Here is a 17,960-nt window from a genome sequence, read left to right on the forward strand (position 1 = left end):
GGCCACAGCAAGGCCTCAGTCGGGCATGGTCTTGCCCATCAATTCGAAGATGCCGTCGATGCCGAACTGCACTCCCATGCAGATCAGCAGGAATCCCATCACGCGCGAGACAGCATCGATACCGGATTCGCCCAGCACATGCACCACCCGTTCCGCGCTGCGCAGGCATACCCAGAACAACAGCGCCACCAATGCCGCGACACTGATCACCGCCAGGTGATGAATGGGCGCGAGCCCGCCATGGCTATGCAAGGCCGAGGCGCTGCTGACGATCAGCGCGATCGTGCCCGGCCCGGCAGTACCGGGCAAGGCCAGCGGAATGAACGCAATGTCGCGCGGCTTGGGCCGGCTTGGCCCGTGGAGAGTCTCTACATGCACGCCGGATGTGTCCGGCGCCATGTCCAGCTGTACCGAGGCTTCGTTCTGATTGGTGTCGGGAAACAGCATGCCGAAACCGATATAGGCCACGATCAGGCCGCCGGCGATGCGCAGCCCCGGAATCGATATGCCGAAGCCCGACATGATGGCGTTGCCGGCATAAAAGCACACCAGGATGATGGTGGCCACATATACCGCGGCGCGGTCGATCTGGCGGTTGCGCTCGGCGGGGGTGTAGCCCCGGCTCAGGGCCAGCAGCAATGTGGTGCTGGTCAACGGGTTGGCCACCGGCAGCAAGGCTACCAGGCCCAGTCCGACGTACTTCAGGTATTCGAGTATCAAGCGGATCCCCTCTTGAATGCCGGCGTACGCCCGCGCCAGGCGGTGCCGGCCCGGGCATGGCGGTCATGGTAGCACTGGATGGACGGCGGGCCGCTGCCATGGCCGTAACACGGGGTCCGATATCATCCTGGCAAATCGTCAGAGACAACAACATGGCCAATTCTGCGTTGCAAGATACCCGTGCGTGGGGCGTATTCCTGGTCTTCTTGCGCCTGGGCCTGACCTCGTTCGGCGGGCCGGTCGCCCACCTGGGCTATTTCCATGCCGAGTTCGTGGCGCGGCGACGCTGGCTCAGCGAGCGCGCTTATGCCGACCTGGTGGCGCTGTGCCAGTTCCTGCCGGGGCCGGCCAGCAGCCAGGTCGGCATGGCACTGGGCCTGTCGCGCGCCGGGTATGCGGGGGCGCTGGCTGCCTGGGCGGGCTTCACGCTGCCCTCGGCCATTGCGCTGGTGCTGTTCGCGCTGGGCATCGCGCATTTCGGGCAGGCGCTGGCGCCCGGGGCCTTGCATGGCCTGAAAGTGGTGGCCGTGGCCGTGGTGGCGCAGGCGGTCTGGAACATGGCCCGCAGCCTGTGCACTGACGCGCGGCGCATCGGCATCATGGTTGCGGCCGCATGCGCGGCCATATTCCTGCCTTACGCCTGGGCACAGGTCGCGGTCCTGGTCGTCGCCTGCGTGGCCGGCATGCTATGCCTGTCGCAAGCTCGCCAGGTGTTGCACGAGCCCCTGCCCATGGGCGTCGGGCGCCGTGCCGGCGCGGCCTGGCTGGCGCTGTTCGGGGTCCTGCTGGCCGGTCTGCCGCTGGCCGCCGCCGTATTCCCCAGCCATGCCCTGGCGCTGGTGGATGCCTTTTACCGGGCCGGTTCATTGGTGTTCGGCGGCGGTCATGTCGTCCTGCCGTTGCTGCAGGCCGAAGTCGTGCCGCCGGGGTGGGTCGACAACGACATATTCCTGGCCGGTTATGGCGCAGCCCAGGCCGTGCCGGGGCCCTTGTTCACCTTTGCTGCATTCCTGGGCGCCTCATTGCAAGGCCATCCCTCGGGCTGGGTGGGCGGCATGCTGTGCCTGGCGGCGATTTTCTTGCCGTCGTTCCTGCTCGTGGCGGGCGCCTTGCCGTTCTGGGAAACACTGCGGCGCGGTGCCCGCGCACAGTCGGCGCTGGCCGGGATCAATGCTGCGGTAGTGGGCCTGCTGGTGGCGGCCTTGTACCACCCCGTCTGGACCAGCGCGATCCTGCGGCCGCAGGATTTCGCCCTGGCCTTGCTGGCCCTGGCGTCGCTGATGGTCTGGAGGCTGCCCGCGTGGCTGGTGGTGGCCGGCTGCGCGGCGGCGGGGGCGCTATTGGCAGCCTTCCCGGCCTGATGTGCATTGGGCCGGCCATCCGGCGTCGGCTACGCCGCGGCGATGGGCGGGTTGCGCGGGAAATGCAGCCGTACGCAAAGTCCGGGCTCGGCGTTGCTCAGTTCCAGGTGCCCGCCATGCAGCCTGGCGATGGCGATGACGGTGGCCAGGCCCAGGCCGTAGCCGGGCACATGGCGATGGGCGCGGTAGAAGCGTTCGCCGATGCGGTTCATTTTTTCCGGTGGGATGCCAGGGCCGTTGTCGCTGACGGTCAAGCGGGTTTCCCGTGCGGTCTGCAGGGTTTCGATGCGGATGCGTGCCGTATCGCCCGCGTACTTCAAGGCGTTGTCCACCAGCGTGGCGATGGCCCCGGCCAATAGGTCGGGGTCGCCCAGCAGGGGGGCGGCACCGTCGCCGTGAAAGCTCAGTTCCGCGTGCTGGTCTTCGGCCACGGCTTCATATAACTCGGCGACATCACGGGCGATCACGTCCAGGCGCACGGGCTCGAAATGCTTGCGCCGCGTGCCGGATTCCAGTTCGGCGATCTGCAGCAGTTTTTCCGATACTTTCACCAGGTCTTCCAGTTCGGCCGACAGGCAGTCGACACGCGCCCGGATGTCTTCGCGCGTATCCCGGTCCCAGTCGATGCTGCGCAGGCGCACCAGCATGCGGGTCAGCGGCGTGCGCAGTTGGTGCGCGACGGCATCCGACACATTGCGTACCCCGTGCATCAGCAATTCGATGCGGTCCAGCATGCGATTGATGTCGCTCGACAGCAGCGCGAACTCGTCTTGCCTGGGGTGTGCCGGGATGCGCTGGCCCAGTTCGCCGGCACCGATCTGCGCCGCCGTGCGCCGGATGACCTCGACGCGGCGCTGCAATACGCGCCGGAACAGTACTGCGCCCAGCAATACCAGCAGCGCAATGACGCCCGTGGCCGCCAGGCTGACTTTCTTGATCAGGTCGGTCAGTTCATACAGGTCGCGCAGGTCGTGGCCGATGATCAGTGTCGAGCCGTCGCGCAGCCGGCGTGCCACCAGGTAGCCATGCACTGGCTTGCCCCGCAGCTGCACCGAGCGCATGACGCCGCTGCCATTCAAGGGCGCGTCGGAAGGATCCCAGGCAATATTGCCCACCAGCATGCGGCCCACCGGATCCAGCAGCATGAACATTTCCGTGTCCGTATTGACGTGATCTGCCATCTCTAGCGATATCTCGCGCGCCAGGCCCGCCAGTCCACCCTGTTCGAAATGGGCATTCATGCGCTGCGCGGTGATCTGCACCTGGCGCGAGAATTGCGATTCCAGGATCTTCACGCTCTGGTAATAGACGAAAAACAGCGACACCAGCGAAGTCAGCAGCGCCAGGATGCTGTAGTTGAGCGTCAGGCGAAACGCCACCGAGCTCCAGATGGTGCGTAGCCAGCGTCCCATGCCGCCCATCATGGACGGTCCCGGCCGCCTGTATCGGCCTGCGCCGACAATCGGTAGCCCACGCCGCGCACGGTATGGATCAGCGGCACGTCGCCATCGGTATCGATCTTCTGGCGCAACCGGCTGATATGCACATCGATGACATTGGTCTGCGGATCGTAGTGATACCCCCAGACCGTGGCCAGCAGCATGGTACGGGTCAGCACCTGGCCGGCGTTGTTCATCATGTAAGCCAGCAGCTTGTACTCGCGCGGCTGCAGCGCTATTTGCCGGTTGCCGCGCATGACCTGGCCGCTGACCAGGTCCAGCGACAGGTCGGCAACCGTAAGCTGGCGCTGCTCATAGCCGGACGACGAGCGGCGGATCAGCGCCTCGACGCGCGCGGCCAGTTCCGGGAACGCAAAGGGCTTGGTCAGGTAGTCGTCGCCGCCGGCCTTCAGGCCGCGCACGCGCTCGTCCAGCGCGGTCAGGGCGCTGAGCACCAGTACTGGCGTCTTGCGGCCGAGGGCGCGCAACGACCACAAAATCGACAGCCCGTCGACATCATTGGGTAGCATGCGGTCCAGAATGATGGCATCCCAATGCTCGGTGGTGGCCCGCTGCAGCGCGGTCGGCCCATCCATGGTGATGACCGGGTCATAGCCCAGTTCTTTCAGCCCGTTGGCAATGTAGCGGGCATTATCGGCATCGTCTTCGACGATCAGGCAGCGCCACATGATTACCTCCCGGGATAGGCTGGGTCCGTAGCGGCGCATTCTAGCCCAGCCCAGGGGCGTTCCTGGTCGGGGAGATCCGTAACATTACCAATAATTAATGATTTGTTAATGCCGCGCGGTACCCTGGCATGCGTACCATTTGCAGGGTAATGGATGCACTGACGCTACCGACTTCCCACGCCCGCGACCCGGTCCGGGCATTGCAGCCCGCGGATTTTGCCGTACTGGCAGACTTTCGCCACGAACTGCGCCGCTTCGCCTTGTTCAGCGAAGCCGAGGCGCAAGCCCAGGGCTTGGCGCCGCAGCAGCATCAGGCATTGCTGGCGGTCAAGGCCAGTACCGATTTGCCAACCGTAACCGAATTGGCGCAGCGACTTTGCATCAAGTCACATAGCGCGGCCGAGCTGGTCAGCAGGTTGGTGCAGATGGGCATGCTGGCTCGCAAAGCCGATCCTGACGACGGCCGGCGTGTCTTGCTCAAGTTGACACCGCAAGCCGAACACACGCTGGACGCCCTGTCCACGGTGCACCTGGAACAACTGCAGAATATCCGGCCACTGCTGGAAGGCCTGCTGCAGAAATTCGGCGGTTGAACCTGGAAAGGCCTGCGGGCGCCGCTTGCCCGGGGTCAGAACTGCTGGACCAGCCAGTCCAGCAGCCACACGATGTCGTAAAGAAGTTGCATGGATCTTCAGTTTGGTGGTGGACACGGCTTGCGCTTGCCATAAGAATACGTCGAACCGACAGGCCGACGAGCATGATCAAGCCCACCCGAACCCAAGCCCTGAATATTATCCGGACAGTTATCGCATCCCGCTACCAGGACGCAGCCTATGCGTTTGTTGCGGGTTCGATAATGCGGGGCGAGGGCACGTACCTGTCCGATATCGATGTGGTCATCGTCTACGACCGTATCGACGCTGCCTGGCGTGAAGCCTTCATGGCCGATGGCGTCCCGGTAGAGACATTCGTACATGACCCGCATACGCTGGCCTGGTTCGTCAAAGACGACGTGGCACGCGGCCGTCCCAGCTTGCTGAACATGATCGCCGAAGGTGTCGTCATCGGCGACACGCGCCGTGCCCGCACCCTGCAGCAGGACATTGCCCGGCAACTGGCCCAGGGGCCGCCCGCCATGGCGCTGGCGCAGCTCGACAGCCTGCGGTACGAGATCACCGATGCCATTGACGACCTGCGTGGCGAGCGCAGCGCCAGCGAAATCATGGCCATCGGCGCCATGCTGCACCCCCGCCTGGTTGAACTGAGCCTGCGTGGGCGTGGCCGCTGGACCGGCACGGGCAAATGGGTGCCGCGGCTGCTGGCAGCAGTCGATGGCGACCTGGCCGCCCGATATGACCAGGCCTTCGGCGCACTGTTCACCTCGGGAGCCTGCCACGCCGTCATTGCACTCGCCGAAGGCGAGCTGGCATCGTACGGCGGGCCGCTGTTCGATGGCGATCGCCGCGTCGCGCCTGCTTCGTCGCGGATCTAGGTTCTGTTCAACCGGCCCGTGCACGGCTGCTGGTCGCGCGAACTGGCCCTGCCGCCATGCAATGAGAAACGGCCTCGCCCGGATCCAGGCAGCCTTCGGTCAGCGACGAACGCGCCAGGGTGTCGACCGGAATCCACAGGTGTTCCTGGACGACTTTGCGAACCAGGGCCTGGAAGCGCGGCGGCGTGTCGTCGGGCAGCACGATGCCGGTAACCAATTCACGCGTATCGACCAGCACGGGCAACCCGGAATCGCCGGCGCGTGATGCGGCATTGCCCAGCAGCGAGAAGACGGCAATCCCGGGCCGGGCGGCCATTGCGTCGCTGCGGTCCACTTCGCTGATGTACAGATCGTGGTTGCCCAGCGACAAGGCATCGGCCAGCGTGCCCACGGTCGACACAATGCCAACCTGCGGAGCCTGCTGATCATGGCCAGGCAGGGTGGGCCAGCATCGTCCGTGCGTGAGCGCCCACCATTGCAGGGCAATGCCTCGTTGCCCCGATACACGGGGTGGCGATGCGCAGGATGGGCCTGAGCCCGTTTGCCGCCGCAGCTTCCTGGCCGCACACAACAAGGCCTTGTGCTGCGCGCGATCGGCGGGCGCGAACATATATTGGCTGAACTTCAGTAGCGCCACCAAATCGTGGAAGCTCAGATATTGAAGCAGCGCTTGCTGGGGGACGAGACGGCTGCTGATATAAGCATGGCCCATCGATATGTACCTCGTTTGCCTGCGGTTCCAACAAGCGTGGAATCCCATGCATGCATGGTACCGGGGCCTTCCGCGCGGCTGCCATTACCGTCGCATTAGGGTTTGGCAAACCGCCGTATCACATGGACTCGGTGCGGTCCTCGGGGCGGGCGGTAGCCGACATCCGGTAGCCCACCCCGCGCACGGTGTGGATCAGCGGCTGGTCTGTACTGCTGTCGATCTTTTGCCGCAGGCGGCTGATGTGCACGTCGATCACGTTGGTCTGCGGATCGTAGTGATATCCCCATACCGTGGCCAGCAGCATGGTGCGAGTCAGCACCTGGTCGGGATTGTTCATCATGTAGGTCAGCAGCTTGTATTCGCGCGGCTGCAGCGTGATAGACCTGCCCGCGCGCGCGACGCGGCCGGTTACCAGGTCCAGCGACAGGTCGGCCACATTGAGCTGGCGTTGCTCGTAGCCGGCCGTAGAGCGGCGTATCAAGGCTTCGACACGCGCGGCCAGTTCCGGAAAGGCAAACGGCTTGGTCAGGTAGTCATCGCCGCCGGCTTTCAGGCCGCGCACGCGTTCGTCCATGGCGGTCAGGGCGCTGAGCACCAGTACGGGCGTCTTCTTGCCCAAGGCGCGCATGGACCACAAGATCGACAAGCCGTCGACATCGTTGGGCAGCATGCGGTCCAGGATGATGGCGTCCCAGTGCTCGGTGGTGGCGCGCTGCAGGGCGGTGGTGCTTTCCATGCTGACGAACGGCGCATAGCCCAGCTCTTCCAGCCCGTTGGCGATATAGCGGGCATTGTCGGCATCGTCTTCGACTATCAGGCAGCGCCACACGGTGTTCTCCCGGGAATGAACGAGGTTCGGCACGGAAATTCTAGCGCGCGCGCAGGCTGGAACCGGCGCATTCCCGCCCACATTGCGAATCCCTAATGGTTTCGTAATTCCGGTGCGTGGCGGCTCTCTTTACCATCTGCTCTTTTCTTTCGCGGCGGTGCATCCATGCACTGCAAGGCCGCGAAAGCAGGCAAAACCAAGGGGGAGCGACTTCATGAGGATAAGGTCAAGGCAGGACTTCTGGTCGGGAATCATGTTCCTGGGTATCGGCGCATTCTTTGCCGCGGTTGCCACCGGCTATCAGATGGGAACCGCCGCCCGCATGGGGCCGGGTTATTTCCCTTTCTGGCTGGGAATCGTGCTGGCGTTATTGGGCGTGCTGGTGGCGCTGACGGCACTTTCGCCCAAGGCTGAAGAAACCCATGTCGATCGATTCGACTGGCGCATTCTTGGGTTGATCGTCGGTGCGGTCATTGTGTACGGATTGCTCATGCGTCCGCTGGGCGTGTATCTGTCCACATTCATCCTGGTGGTGCTCAGCAGTTTCGCCAGCCACGAATTCAGCTGGAAGGTCGCTATTGCCAATGGCGTGTTCCTGGTGGTGTTTTCGTACTTGGCATTCGTCAAGGGGCTGGGGCTGATTTTCCCGCTGTGGCCGTCGTTTCTGGGCATGAACTAAGGAGCCATCGGTCATGGAATTGTTCGATCACTTGTTGCTGGGTTTCTCGGTGGCCTTCACGCCCGAGAATCTTGCCTACGCCTTCCTGGGCGCGTTGCTGGGAACCCTGATTGGTGTGCTGCCGGGTATCGGCCCCGTGCCCACCATCGCGATGCTGCTGCCGATTACCTACGTGCTGCCGCCCACGGCGGGCCTGATCATGCTGGCGGGTATCTATTACGGGGCGCAGTACGGCGGTTCCACCACCGCCATCCTGGTGGCGCTGCCGGGCGAGACGTCCGCGGTGGTGACGGTGCTGGACGGCCACCAGATGGCGCGCAACGGCCGGGCCGGCGCCGCGCTGGCCATTGCCGCGCTGGGTTCGTTCTTCGCCGGTTGCGTGGCCACGCTGCTGCTGGCGGCATTCGCCCCCCCGCTGGCCGAAGTCGCCTTCAAGTTCGGCCCCGCCGAATACTTCTCGCTGATGACCCTGGGCCTGGTAGGCGCCGTGGTGCTGGCGTCCGGCTCGCTGATCAAGGCTATCGCCATGATCATCCTGGGCCTGCTGCTGGGCATGGTGGGTACCGACGTCAACTCGGGCGTGGCCCGCTTCGACTTCGGCATTCCCGAACTGCAAGACGGCATCGACTTCGCCATCGTGGCCATGGGCGTGTTCGGCTTCGCCGAAATCATGACCAACCTGGAACAGCGGGAAAACCGCGTCGAGATCACCGATAAGGTGGGCACGCTGTATCCCAACCGCGAAGAGTTCAAGCAATCGTATCCGGCCGTGCTGCGCGGCACCGCCCTGGGGTCTTTCCTGGGCATCCTGCCCGGCGGCGGCGCGGTGTTGTCCTCGTTCGCGTCGTACACGCTGGAAAAGAAGCTCTCGAAGAACCCCGAACGCTTCGGCAAGGGTCATCCCGCCGGGGTCGCCGGCCCCGAGTCGGCCAACAACGCGGCTGCGCAGACTTCGTTCATTCCTTTGCTGACATTGGGCATTCCGGGCAACGCCGTGATGGCGCTGATGGTCGGCGCGATGACCATCCACAACATCCAGCCCGGCCCGCAGGTCATGTCCAGCCACCCGGAACTGTTCTGGGGCCTGATCGCCTCGATGTGGATCGGCAACCTGATGCTGGTGGTGCTGAACCTGCCCTTGATCGGCATCTGGATCAAGCTGCTGAAAGTGCCTTACCGCATCCTGTTCCCGGCCATCCTGGTGTTCTGCACGATCGGCGTGTATTCGCTGAACTACAACACCTTCGACATCTTCATTACCGCCATCTTCGGCGTCGTGGGATACGTGTGGTCGAAGCTGAAGTGCGAAGGCGCGCCGCTGCTGCTGGGCCTGGTGCTGGGCCCCATGATGGAAGAAAACTTCCGCCGTGCCCTGCTGCTGTCGCGCGGTGACTTCCTGACCTTCGTCGACCGGCCCCTGTCGGCCTCGCTGCTGGCTGCCGCCGTCTTGCTGGTGGTGGTCGTGGCCTTGCCGTCGATCCGCAAGAAGCGCGAAGAGACCTTCGTCGAAGAGGACTAGAGCGGTTTGTATGTTCCATGCAACGCTGCCACGCTTGTGGCAGCGTTTTTTTTATCGCCGAGACGGCAAGAAAAAAGCCCCTGAAAAAATCAGGGGCCTGGAAATCATTGGCGGAGAGGGTGGGATTCGAACCCACGGTACGGGGTTACCGTACGCCTGATTTCGAGTCAGGTACATTCGACCACTCTGCCACCTCTCCGGTGTCCGCTTTCCTTGCCGGATGAGGCACCCGGCGGGGACGTTGCCTGCAGCGCTGGGCGCCGTGGTCGTTTGGCAGACGTCCGGACCTTCGCTTGAAAAAAGCGAAGACCGAGACTATATCAGAAAAAATCCGGGTGCGTATGCGCCTTGGCGCCAGGAACAGGCCGCCCGCTATCCCGGCAGCCATGCCCCCGCCGGGGGTGGGGCCTAGCCCGATTGTGCCGGGCGCGGCGGCTACACTTGAGCCCGATCTGCCCACCCGGGCGCGGCCCCATTCCAGACAGGAGAACTTGCATGCTCAAAGGAAAAGTTGCAGTCGTCACCGGTTCCACCAGCGGCATCGGCCTGGGCATTGCCACCGCCTTTGCGCAGCAGGGCGCCGATATCGTGCTGAACGGATTCGGCGACGCGGGCCAGATCGAGAAACTGCGTGCCGAGCTGGCCAGCCAGCATGGGGTGAAAGTGTTGTACGACGGCGCCGACCTGTCGCGCGGCGAGGCCGTACGCCAACTGGTGGCCAACGCCGTGCAGTCGCTGGGGCGCATCGATATCCTGGTGAACAATGCCGGCATCCAGCACACCGCCCTGATCGAGGATTTCCCGGTCGAGAAGTGGGACGCCATCCTGGCGCTGAACCTGTCGGCTGTCTTCCACGGCAGCGCCGCCGCGCTGCCCCACATGAAAAAGCAGGGCTGGGGGCGCATCATCAATATCGCTTCGGCCCACGGGCTGGTGGGGTCGGCCAGCAAATCGGCCTATGTGGCCGCCAAGCACGGCGTGGTGGGTCTGACCAAGGTCACTGCGCTGGAAACCGCTGGCACCGGTGTCACCGCCAATGCCATCTGCCCGGGCTGGGTACGCACCGCGCTGGTCGAAAAGCAGATTACCGCCCTGGCCGAAGCGCAGCACGTGGACCAGGACGCCGCCGCCCGCGACCTGCTCGGCGAAAAGCAGCCGTCGCTGCAGTTCGTCACACCCGAGCAACTGGGCGGCACGGCGGTCTACCTGGCGTCGGACGCCGCCGCCCAGGTCACCGGCACCACCATCTCGGTCGATGGCGGCTGGACGGCCCGCTGACCCACCTTTACGCACAAGCACACTAAGGAACCCTGGAACATGTTGTTCTTGCTTTCCCCCGCCAAGAAACTGGACTACGACACCCCGGTCCATATCGAGCACCATACCCAGCCGCTGTTCGTGGACAAGTCGGCCGCGCTCATCAAGGTGCTGAAGGCCTTGTCGGCCTCGGAAGTGGCCGAGCTGATGAGCCTGAGCCCGGCCCTGGCCGAGCTGAACGTCGCGCGCTATGGCGCCTGGACGCGCAAGTTCACGCAACACAATGCGCGCCAGGCCGTGCTGGCTTTCAATGGCGACGTGTATGAAGGCTTGCAGGCCGGTACGCTGTCGGCTGCCCGCCTCGATTGGGCGCAAGAGCATGTGGCCATTCTCAGCGGTCTGTACGGCGTGCTGCGCCCGCTCGACCTGATGCAACCGTACCGCCTGGAAATGGGCACGCGCCTGGCCACGTCCAAGGGCAAGAACCTGTACGAATACTGGGGCAGCACGATAGCCGATTACCTGAACGAACGGCTGGCGGGCCAGAAGGCACCCATTGTGGTGAACCTGGCGTCGGAAGAATATTTCAAGTCGGTAGACTTGAAAGTACTGAAGGCACGCGTGGTGCAATGCGTGTTCCAGGACTGGAAGAACGGCGCCTGGAAGGTCATCAGCTTCCATGCCAAGCGCGCGCGCGGGTTGATGGCGCGCTACGCCATCGAGCACAAGGTCGCCAAGCCCGAAAGCCTGCAGAAGTTCGATAGCGAAGGCTACGCCTACGACGCATCGGCCTCCAGCGCCGACAAGCTGGTATTCCGGCGCAAGGTATAAAACGATCACCCATGTCCGCCGGGCTGCGCGTTTTCCTGTTTTTCTCGCTGGGCTACCTGGTCTCGTACTTGTTCCGCGGCGTCAACATCGGCTTCGGGCCGTACCTGACGCAAGAGCTGAACCTGTCGGCCGCCGACCTGGGCACGCTGACCAGCCTGTACTTCCTGGGATTTGCGCTCATGCAGATCCCCGCCGGGCTGTTCCTGGACACCTGGGGGCCCCGGCGCGTCAATGCGCTGATGCTGCTGGTGGCCGCGGCGGGCACCCTGGTGTATGGCTTGTCGGATTCGCTGGCCGGCCTGATGGTGGGCCGCCTGCTGATCGGGGCGGGCGTATGCGTGTGCCTGGGCGCCGCTTTCCAGGCCTTGGCGCAAACATTTCCGCTGGCACGCCTGCCCATGGTCAATGGCCTGGTCATGGCGGTGGGCGGCATGGGGGGCGTGCTGGTCGGCTCGCCGCTATCGTGGTTGCTGGGACGCAGTTCGTGGCAGGCCATCAGCATCGGGCTGGCATTCTTCACGCTGGCTGTCTCGGTGCTGATCTGGTTCGGCGCGCCGCGCGAAGGGGCGCGCCATCGCCGTGCGCCCGGCCTGGCCGAGCAATGGCGCGGCACCTGCGCCTTGCTGCGCGATGCCCGCTATTGGCGGCTAGTGTCGCTGCCGGTGATGACGGGCGGGGCGTTCTATGGCGTGCAGTCGCTTTGGGTACGCCCCTACCTGATCGATGTCAACGGCCTGGATGCCATACACGCCGCGGGCCTGGTGTCGCTGATGGGTTTCGCCATGATGGGCGGCAATGTGGGGCTGGGCGTCATGGCTCGCCGCATGGAACGCCTGGGGCTGGGCCTGTATGGATTCGGCGGTGTCTGCATGGTGTTGTTCCTGCTGACGCAGGCACTCATCATGGCGCGCGCACCGATCCCGCCCGCCGTGCTGTGGGCCTGCTATGGCGCATTCGGATCGGCCAATATCCTGGTCTACGCGCTGCTGGCTGGCGAGTTCCCGCCGGAACTGCTGGGCAGGGTCGCCTCGACCACCAATCTGCTGATGTTCCTGACCATCTTCCTGTGCCAGGTGGGCATAGGCTGGATCGTCGACCTGTGGCCACGCCAGGACGGGGTGTATCCGCCCGTCGCGCACTTGGCCGCATGGGGCGTGGTGCTGGCCCTGCAGGTGGGAGCGGCGGCCTGGTATTTCTGGCCGAAGCGTCAGCGTGCAAGGGTGTCCCACTAGTTGCTTAAGCGAGTGCCATGGGTGTCGGGCACCTTGTGTGTCTGACACCTGACACCGCGCCTTTGCGTGAACCCGGCATCAAGCCGCCACCGCCGTTGGCCGGCTTTGCGGCGGGTCTGCCACGGCCGCCATTTCCTGCCGTATCTGGGTGGACGCCCGCAACATCTGCTTCAGCGGGTAGGCCAGGGCGGCCAGTTCGCCTTCGGTGTCGAACTGGTTCGGCAGGTCGGCCGGCGCCGGGCGGCTGTCGTCCAGCAGGTCCACGATACCGGCCAGGGCCTGCCGCATGGGCTCGGGCGACTGCTTCAGGCCCGCCAATATCGGCACCGCGGCCGTGATCTGCGAGGCCATGATGTGGTTCTGGATCAGCAGGTTGTTGAATTCCGGCACATTCATTTGATGTGAGCGCGGTTCGCTCATCATGCGGTAGAACGCCTCGGCGAAATTGCTGAAGGCAATGTGCACGTTCTTGCGTGCCAGGCGCCAGGCGATATCGGCTTCTTCCACCGACGGGGTGTCTTCAGGCGGCGTGCCGCCCGACGCATGGGCCTGCATGGCGCGGGCGTACTGCAGGCCGGTGCGCAAGTATTCGCGATTGGCATTGGTGGCGGCGCGCGCCAGCGGTTTCATGTAGCGCGCTTCCCACCACGGCAGCACGTAGCTGCAGATCAGCGCAATCGCGCAGCCCAGTGCCGTGTCCATTGCGCGTTCGCCGATCACTGCCATCGATACCGTGCCCGGGGCCACGAAATGGAACACCATCACCACGAACAGCGTGTTGAAGATGGCGCTGGCCATGTAATTGAGCTGCACCAGGCTGTTGCCCATGATGCAGGCCACCAGCAGCACGGCGAAAAGCGCTTCGGGGCGCGTGGTGACGCGAAACAGCGCCAGCGCCAGCAGGCAGCCGATCAGCGTGCCCATCAGGCGCCAGCCGTTGCGCTGGCGCGTCAAGGCGAAGCCGGGTTTCATGATGATGATGATCGTCAGCAACACCCAGTAGCTGTGTGCCGACGACATCTGCGGGGTCACCCATTGGGCGATCAGGCCCATGGCGATGGCCGCTGCCAGGGTCACGCGCAGGGCATAGCGGAAGTACGGGGAATCCAGCCGCAGGTTGCTGGTCAGCATGCCCAGGCGCAATTCCTGGCGCGACATGAACTGGGTCAGCGATTTGTCGATGCGCAGCACGCTGGTGGGCTCGGCATCGGCGCGGGCCGCCGTATGGTCGGCCAGCTTGCCGACGATGCGCGCGGCATTGCGCAGGCGCCGCAGCACCTGCACGATCAGCGCCAGCATCTCGGGCTCTTGCTCACCCATGCCTTGCTGCTTGAACTGCTCGATCTCATACTCGATGGCACGCAGTTCCGCCTTGGTACTGCTGCGGTATTGCACCGGCCGCCCGCGCGACACATCCAGCGCGATGCGGTTGACTTCCAGCGACATCTTGGCCAGCGCATCGCGCATGAACATCAGGCAGTCGTGGCCGGCCAGCGCCCGTCGCAACGAGGCATAGTCGGTATGCGTGGCCACCAGGGTATCCAGCAACTGCAGCATGTCGACGAACATGTTCCACAGCATCACGCGCTCGCGGTCCAGGTAGCCGTGTCCGCGGGGCAGGGTGCGCAGCACGATGTCGCGCGCGGCCTGGTGCTTTTCGGTCATGATGGACTGCGACTGGATCAACACCCGGTACGAGTCGTCCAGGTCGGCGGTCTCGTCGTAAAAGCGGCTGCGCGCCGCCATGTAGTCGGCCGTGGCGAACAAAGCCACCGACATGGCCTGGCGCTCTTCGCGCAGCCAGAAGATGCGGCTGAACGCCAGGCTGAAGGCCAGGTAGAACAGCGCCCCGCCCAGCGTGGCCGCCGAATGCGCCAGCACCTCGTTGGGCGCCAGTGGCGAGTGCATGGTCAGCGTCATGATCAGCAGCCCGGCGAAGCCGATCAGCCCGCCGCGCTTGCCGAATACCGAGAACATCGAGAACACGAAGCACTGGCCGATCACGGCCAGCCACAGCAGCAGCGGGTAGGTGGACGCGGCACCGGTGATGGTGACCGCGGCGGTGGCCAGAAACGCCCCACCCAGCATTTCGTTGGTGCGGTGCCGCTGCGGGCCGCCGGGCTGGTCGATGATGGCCAGGCATTGCGCACCGAAGGTGGCCACCAGCCCGAAGCTGTACTGTCCGAACAGGCCGCCCAGCACCATCACGGGCAGCAGCATGCCCACCCCCTGCCGCACCCCGCCGAAGAAGTAATGGCTGTAAAGGAAGCGCGGAATGCTGGCGATGCGTAGATCCATGAACGGGCCGCTTTTCAGGTGCGATCGTCCAAGTATAGAAAGATGTGGGGGTTTTGCGTGCTTGGGTCGCCCCGGTGTGCCCGGCACACCGGGGCTGGCAAGGTCCGCAATCGACGATCCTCCTCTGGCCCGAGTTTGCACAGATGCAGGCTCGCGTCGCCCGACGCACGTGCGCCGCCCCCGCCTGCCCCGGGCGACGCGAGACGGGCCTGAAACACAAACGACCCATCCCCGCCAACCCCCCCGCATGGGCGCCCGCCGCCCGCCCGATTTGCTCCTGATCCCGCAACGCGGTAAATTTGCTGCCTTGTGCCGGTCTGCCTATCCGATACCGGCGCTCAGGCAAGCGAGCCGTCCGGGCTACATTCCGGGCGCTGCACGCCAGCATTACCTGCCGTTTGGCCGCGCCAAAAGCGTGTGTTGCCAAGGCTTCCATTTCGACCTCCAGCGTCCCCCAGGGGCGTTTGCGCTGCGTTCCCGACGAACGTGTGCCGGGTCGGCAGGGTGTCCGGGTGGCGAGGCTCCGTGAGTCTCAAAGCGCCAGATCATGCTGTCGGTTCCGGTCCGGGTTCAGTTGCCGTCGTATCCGGGCGGGCAACGGTCAGGAAAACAGGGCCGGTACTGAAAGGAATACAACATGGAAACCATAGGCGCCGATATCGTCGTGCGCTGCCTGGCCGATGAAGGCGTGGAACACGTTTTCGGCTATCCCGGCGGCGCGGTGCTGTACATCTACGACGCGATTTTCAAGCAAGACAAATTCCAGCATATCCTGGTTCGTCACGAGCAGGCCGCCGTGCACGCCGCCGACGCGTATTCGCGCGCGTCGCAAAAGGTGGGCGTCTGCATCGTGACCAGCGGCCCGGGCGTCACCAATGCCGTCACCGGTATTGCCACCGCCTATATGGACTCGATCCCGCTGGTCATCATCAGCGGGCAGGTGCCCACCGCGGCCATCGGCGAAGACGCGTTCCAGGAATGCGACACCGTGGGCATTACCCGGCCTTGCGTCAAGCACAACTTCCTGGTGCGCGATGTCAAAGACCTGGCCGAGACCATGCGCCGGGCGTTCTACATCGCCCGTACCGGGCGGCCCGGCCCGGTGCTGGTCGATATTCCCAAAGATATCAGCCTGCAGCCGTGCAAGTATGTTCCGCCCAAGGGCGAGATCAACATGCGCTCGTATGCGCCGGTCAGCAAGGGTCACCAGGGGCAGATCAAGAAGGCCGTGCAGATGCTGCTGGCCGCCGAACGCCCCATGATCTACGCCGGCGGCGGTGTCATCCTGTCCGATGCGGCGGCCGAGCTGCGGCATGTGGCCGACCAGCTGGGCGCACCGTGCACCACCACGCTGATGGGCCTGGGCGGGCTGGCCGGCACCAGCCGCCAGTACGTCGGCATGCCGGGCATGCACGGCACCTACGAAGCCAACATGGCCATGCAGCATTGCGATGTGCTGCTGGCGGTGGGTGCGCGCTTTGACGACCGCGTCATCGGCAACCCCAGGCATTTCGCGCAGAACGCCCGCAAGATCATTCACATCGACATCGATCCGTCGTCCATTTCCAAGCGGGTGCGGGTCGACGTGCCCATCGTGGGCAACGTGAAAGACGTGCTGGCCGACCTGAGCGCCCAATACGATGCCGCGCGCGCCGACACCAAGCCGGCGCCGCTGGACAAGTGGTGGCAGCAGATCGAGACCTGGCGCGGCAAGGAATGCCTGAAGTACGCCAATTCCGACGAGGTCATCAAGCCGCAGTACGTGGTCGAAAAGCTCTGGGAAGTCACCGGCGGCGACGCCTTCGTGACTTCCGACGTGGGCCAGCACCAGATGTGGGCGGCGCAGTACTACAAGTTCGACAAACCCCGGCGCTGGATCAATTCCGGCGGCCTGGGCACCATGGGGGTAGGCTTGCCGTACGCCATGGGCGTGCAGATGGCCAATCCGGGTGCGGACATCGCCGTCATTACCGGCGAGGCGTCCATCCAGATGAACATCCAGGAACTGTCCACCTGCCACCAGTACCACCTGACGCCCAAGATCATCTGCCTGAACAATCGCTTCCTGGGCATGGTGCGCCAGTGGCAGCAGATCGACTACGGCTCGCGCTATTCCGAGTCGTACATGGATTCGCTGCCCGATTTCGTCAAGGTGGCCGAGGCCTATGGCCACGTGGGGTTGCGCATCGAGCGTCCGGCCGACGTCGAGCCGGCACTGCGCGAAGCATTCAAGAAGCACAAGGATCGCCTGGTTTTCCTGGACTTCATCACTGACCGCACGGAAAACGTGTGGCCCATGGTGAAGGCCGGCCGCGGGCTGACCGAGATGCTGCTCGGCTCTGAAGACCTGTAAGGAAGCGACCATGAAACATGTGATTTCCGTGCTCATGGAAAACGAACCCGGTGCGCTGTCGCGCGTCGTGGGGCTGTTCTCGGCACGCGGCTACAACATCGAAACCCTGACCGTGGCGCCCACCGAAGACGCCACCTTGTCCCGCCTTACCGTCGTCACGGTGGGGTCGGACGAGGTCATCGAGCAGATCACCAAGCACTTGAACCGCCTGGTGGATGTGGTCAAGGTGGTCGACCTGACCGAAGGGGCGCACATCGAGCGCGAGCTCATGCTGATCAAGGTGCGCGCCGTCGGCAAGGAACGCGAAGAGATGAAGCGCATGGCCGATATCTTCCGCGGCCGCATCATCGACGTCACCGACAAGTCCTACACCATCGAACTGACCGGCGTGCAGGAAAAGGTACAGGCGTTCATCGACGCGCTGGACCGCAGCGCCATCCTGGAAACCGTGCGCACCGGCGTGTCCGGCATCGGGCGCGGCGAACGGATCCTGAAAATCTGATGGCCCCCCGGGCCTTATCCATCCATCCTAGAATCATCCAGAATCGT

16 protein-coding genes and 1 tRNA gene are annotated in these 17,960 nt (G+C 64.3%); 10 read left to right on the plus strand and 7 right to left on the minus strand.

Features of this window, described 5'->3' with window-relative positions; genetic code table 11:
• Positions 1–15: 15 nt before the first annotated feature.
• Entirely contained in the window at positions 16–720 is a 705-nt protein-coding gene (locus KW845_RS02330; protein ID WP_255592332.1) for a MarC family NAAT transporter, read from the minus strand.
• Positions 721–872: 152 nt separating this feature from the next.
• Here KW845_RS02330 and chrA point away from each other — a divergent pair, with 152 nt between their 5' ends.
• Positions 873–2,081: a chromate efflux transporter gene (gene chrA / locus KW845_RS02335; RefSeq protein ID WP_218367562.1), complete on the plus strand. Its 1,209-nt coding sequence runs from the start codon at positions 873–875 to the stop codon at positions 2,079–2,081.
• 29 nt (positions 2,082–2,110) lie between these two features.
• On the opposite strand, the gene KW845_RS02340 is transcribed toward chrA, so the two are convergent.
• On the minus strand, positions 2,111–3,493 hold the full coding sequence (locus KW845_RS02340) for a HAMP domain-containing sensor histidine kinase (protein ID WP_218367563.1): 1,383 nt from the start codon (positions 3,491–3,493) through the stop codon (positions 2,111–2,113).
• 8 nt (positions 3,494–3,501) lie between these two features.
• Entirely contained in the window at positions 3,502–4,209 is a 708-nt protein-coding gene (locus tag KW845_RS02345; protein WP_218367564.1) for a response regulator transcription factor, read from the minus strand.
• A 128-nt stretch (positions 4,210–4,337) separates the two neighbouring features.
• Here KW845_RS02345 and KW845_RS02350 point away from each other — a divergent pair, with 128 nt between their 5' ends.
• Positions 4,338–4,802, plus strand: a complete 465-nt coding sequence (locus KW845_RS02350; RefSeq protein ID WP_370628167.1) for a MarR family winged helix-turn-helix transcriptional regulator — start codon at positions 4,338–4,340, stop codon at positions 4,800–4,802.
• Between the two features lie 164 nt (positions 4,803–4,966).
• A complete protein-coding gene (locus tag KW845_RS02355) occupies positions 4,967–5,701 on the plus strand; it encodes a nucleotidyltransferase domain-containing protein (protein ID WP_218367565.1) in 735 nt (244 codons plus the stop codon).
• Positions 5,702–5,708: 7 nt separating this feature from the next.
• Here KW845_RS02355 and KW845_RS02360 read toward each other — a convergent pair whose 3' ends face one another.
• The gene (locus tag KW845_RS02360; protein WP_218367566.1) at positions 5,709–6,101 is read right to left on the minus strand and encodes a hypothetical protein; all 393 of its coding nucleotides are present in this window, start codon (positions 6,099–6,101) and stop codon (positions 5,709–5,711) included.
• A gap of 430 nt (positions 6,102–6,531) precedes the next feature.
• Entirely contained in the window at positions 6,532–7,242 is a 711-nt protein-coding gene (locus KW845_RS02365) for a response regulator transcription factor (RefSeq protein WP_218368597.1), read from the minus strand.
• A 214-nt stretch (positions 7,243–7,456) separates the two neighbouring features.
• Between KW845_RS02365 and KW845_RS02370 the strand changes: the two genes are divergently transcribed.
• On the plus strand, positions 7,457–7,921 hold the full coding sequence (locus KW845_RS02370; RefSeq protein WP_218367567.1) for a tripartite tricarboxylate transporter TctB family protein: 465 nt from the start codon (positions 7,457–7,459) through the stop codon (positions 7,919–7,921).
• A gap of 13 nt (positions 7,922–7,934) precedes the next feature.
• Positions 7,935–9,440, plus strand: coding sequence for a tripartite tricarboxylate transporter permease (locus KW845_RS02375; protein WP_218367568.1), 1,506 nt, complete (start codon positions 7,935–7,937; stop codon positions 9,438–9,440).
• A gap of 108 nt (positions 9,441–9,548) precedes the next feature.
• Here the strand turns inward: KW845_RS02375 and KW845_RS02380 are convergent.
• Positions 9,549–9,639: transfer RNA gene (locus KW845_RS02380), tRNA-Ser, on the minus strand.
• A gap of 296 nt (positions 9,640–9,935) precedes the next feature.
• Here KW845_RS02380 and KW845_RS02385 point away from each other — a divergent pair.
• From KW845_RS02385 to KW845_RS02395, 3 genes are read left to right on the plus strand one after another with little or no spacing between them, the layout of a single operon-like run.
• A complete protein-coding gene (locus tag KW845_RS02385) occupies positions 9,936–10,718 on the plus strand; it encodes a 3-hydroxybutyrate dehydrogenase (RefSeq protein ID WP_218367569.1) in 783 nt (260 codons plus the stop codon).
• A gap of 39 nt (positions 10,719–10,757) precedes the next feature.
• Complete coding sequence (gene yaaA / locus KW845_RS02390) at positions 10,758–11,528, plus strand: peroxide stress protein YaaA (protein WP_218367570.1); 771 nt, start codon at positions 10,758–10,760, stop codon at positions 11,526–11,528.
• A gap of 11 nt (positions 11,529–11,539) precedes the next feature.
• Complete coding sequence (locus tag KW845_RS02395) at positions 11,540–12,760, plus strand: nitrate/nitrite transporter (RefSeq protein WP_218367571.1); 1,221 nt, start codon at positions 11,540–11,542, stop codon at positions 12,758–12,760.
• Positions 12,761–12,838: 78 nt separating this feature from the next.
• Here KW845_RS02395 and KW845_RS02400 read toward each other — a convergent pair whose 3' ends face one another.
• Positions 12,839–15,058 carry an FUSC family protein gene (locus tag KW845_RS02400; RefSeq protein ID WP_218367572.1) on the minus strand — a complete coding sequence of 740 codons (2,220 nt, stop codon included), beginning with the start codon at positions 15,056–15,058 and terminating at the stop codon, positions 12,839–12,841.
• A 637-nt stretch (positions 15,059–15,695) separates the two neighbouring features.
• Here KW845_RS02400 and KW845_RS02405 point away from each other — a divergent pair.
• Together KW845_RS02405 and ilvN are read left to right on the plus strand one after the other, a co-directional pair.
• Positions 15,696–17,411, plus strand: coding sequence for an acetolactate synthase 3 catalytic subunit (locus tag KW845_RS02405; RefSeq protein WP_218367573.1), 1,716 nt, complete (start codon positions 15,696–15,698; stop codon positions 17,409–17,411).
• A 10-nt stretch (positions 17,412–17,421) separates the two neighbouring features.
• On the plus strand, positions 17,422–17,913 hold the full coding sequence (ilvN, locus tag KW845_RS02410; protein WP_218367574.1) for an acetolactate synthase small subunit: 492 nt from the start codon (positions 17,422–17,424) through the stop codon (positions 17,911–17,913).
• Positions 17,914–17,960: the final 47 nt, after the last annotated feature.

This window comes from Bordetella sp. BOR01 (assembly GCF_019218885.1).
Taxonomy (GTDB): Bacteria; Pseudomonadota; Gammaproteobacteria; order Burkholderiales; family Burkholderiaceae_B; genus Bordetella_A.

Bases quoted from the DNA above. Each gene is read 5' to 3' on its own strand.
- chrA (WP_218367562.1), top strand. From the start codon at position 873: ATGGCCAATTCTGCGTTGCAAGATACCCGTGCGTGGGGCGTATTCCTG.
- KW845_RS02340 (WP_218367563.1), bottom strand. From the start codon at position 3,493: ATGGGACGCTGGCTACGCACCATCTGGAGCTCGGTGGCGTTTCGCCTG.
- KW845_RS02345 (WP_218367564.1), bottom strand. From the start codon at position 4,209: ATGTGGCGCTGCCTGATCGTCGAAGACGATGCCGATAATGCCCGCTAC.
- KW845_RS02350 (WP_370628167.1), top strand. From the start codon at position 4,338: ATGCGTACCATTTGCAGGGTAATGGATGCACTGACGCTACCGACTTCC.
- KW845_RS02355 (WP_218367565.1), top strand. From the start codon at position 4,967: ATGATCAAGCCCACCCGAACCCAAGCCCTGAATATTATCCGGACAGTT.
- KW845_RS02370 (WP_218367567.1), top strand. From the start codon at position 7,457: ATGAGGATAAGGTCAAGGCAGGACTTCTGGTCGGGAATCATGTTCCTG.
- KW845_RS02375 (WP_218367568.1), top strand. From the start codon at position 7,935: ATGGAATTGTTCGATCACTTGTTGCTGGGTTTCTCGGTGGCCTTCACG.
- KW845_RS02385 (WP_218367569.1), top strand. From the start codon at position 9,936: ATGCTCAAAGGAAAAGTTGCAGTCGTCACCGGTTCCACCAGCGGCATC.
- yaaA (WP_218367570.1), top strand. From the start codon at position 10,758: ATGTTGTTCTTGCTTTCCCCCGCCAAGAAACTGGACTACGACACCCCG.
- KW845_RS02395 (WP_218367571.1), top strand. From the start codon at position 11,540: ATGTCCGCCGGGCTGCGCGTTTTCCTGTTTTTCTCGCTGGGCTACCTG.
- KW845_RS02400 (WP_218367572.1), bottom strand. From the start codon at position 15,058: ATGGATCTACGCATCGCCAGCATTCCGCGCTTCCTTTACAGCCATTAC.
- KW845_RS02405 (WP_218367573.1), top strand. From the start codon at position 15,696: ATGGAAACCATAGGCGCCGATATCGTCGTGCGCTGCCTGGCCGATGAA.
- ilvN (WP_218367574.1), top strand. From the start codon at position 17,422: ATGAAACATGTGATTTCCGTGCTCATGGAAAACGAACCCGGTGCGCTG.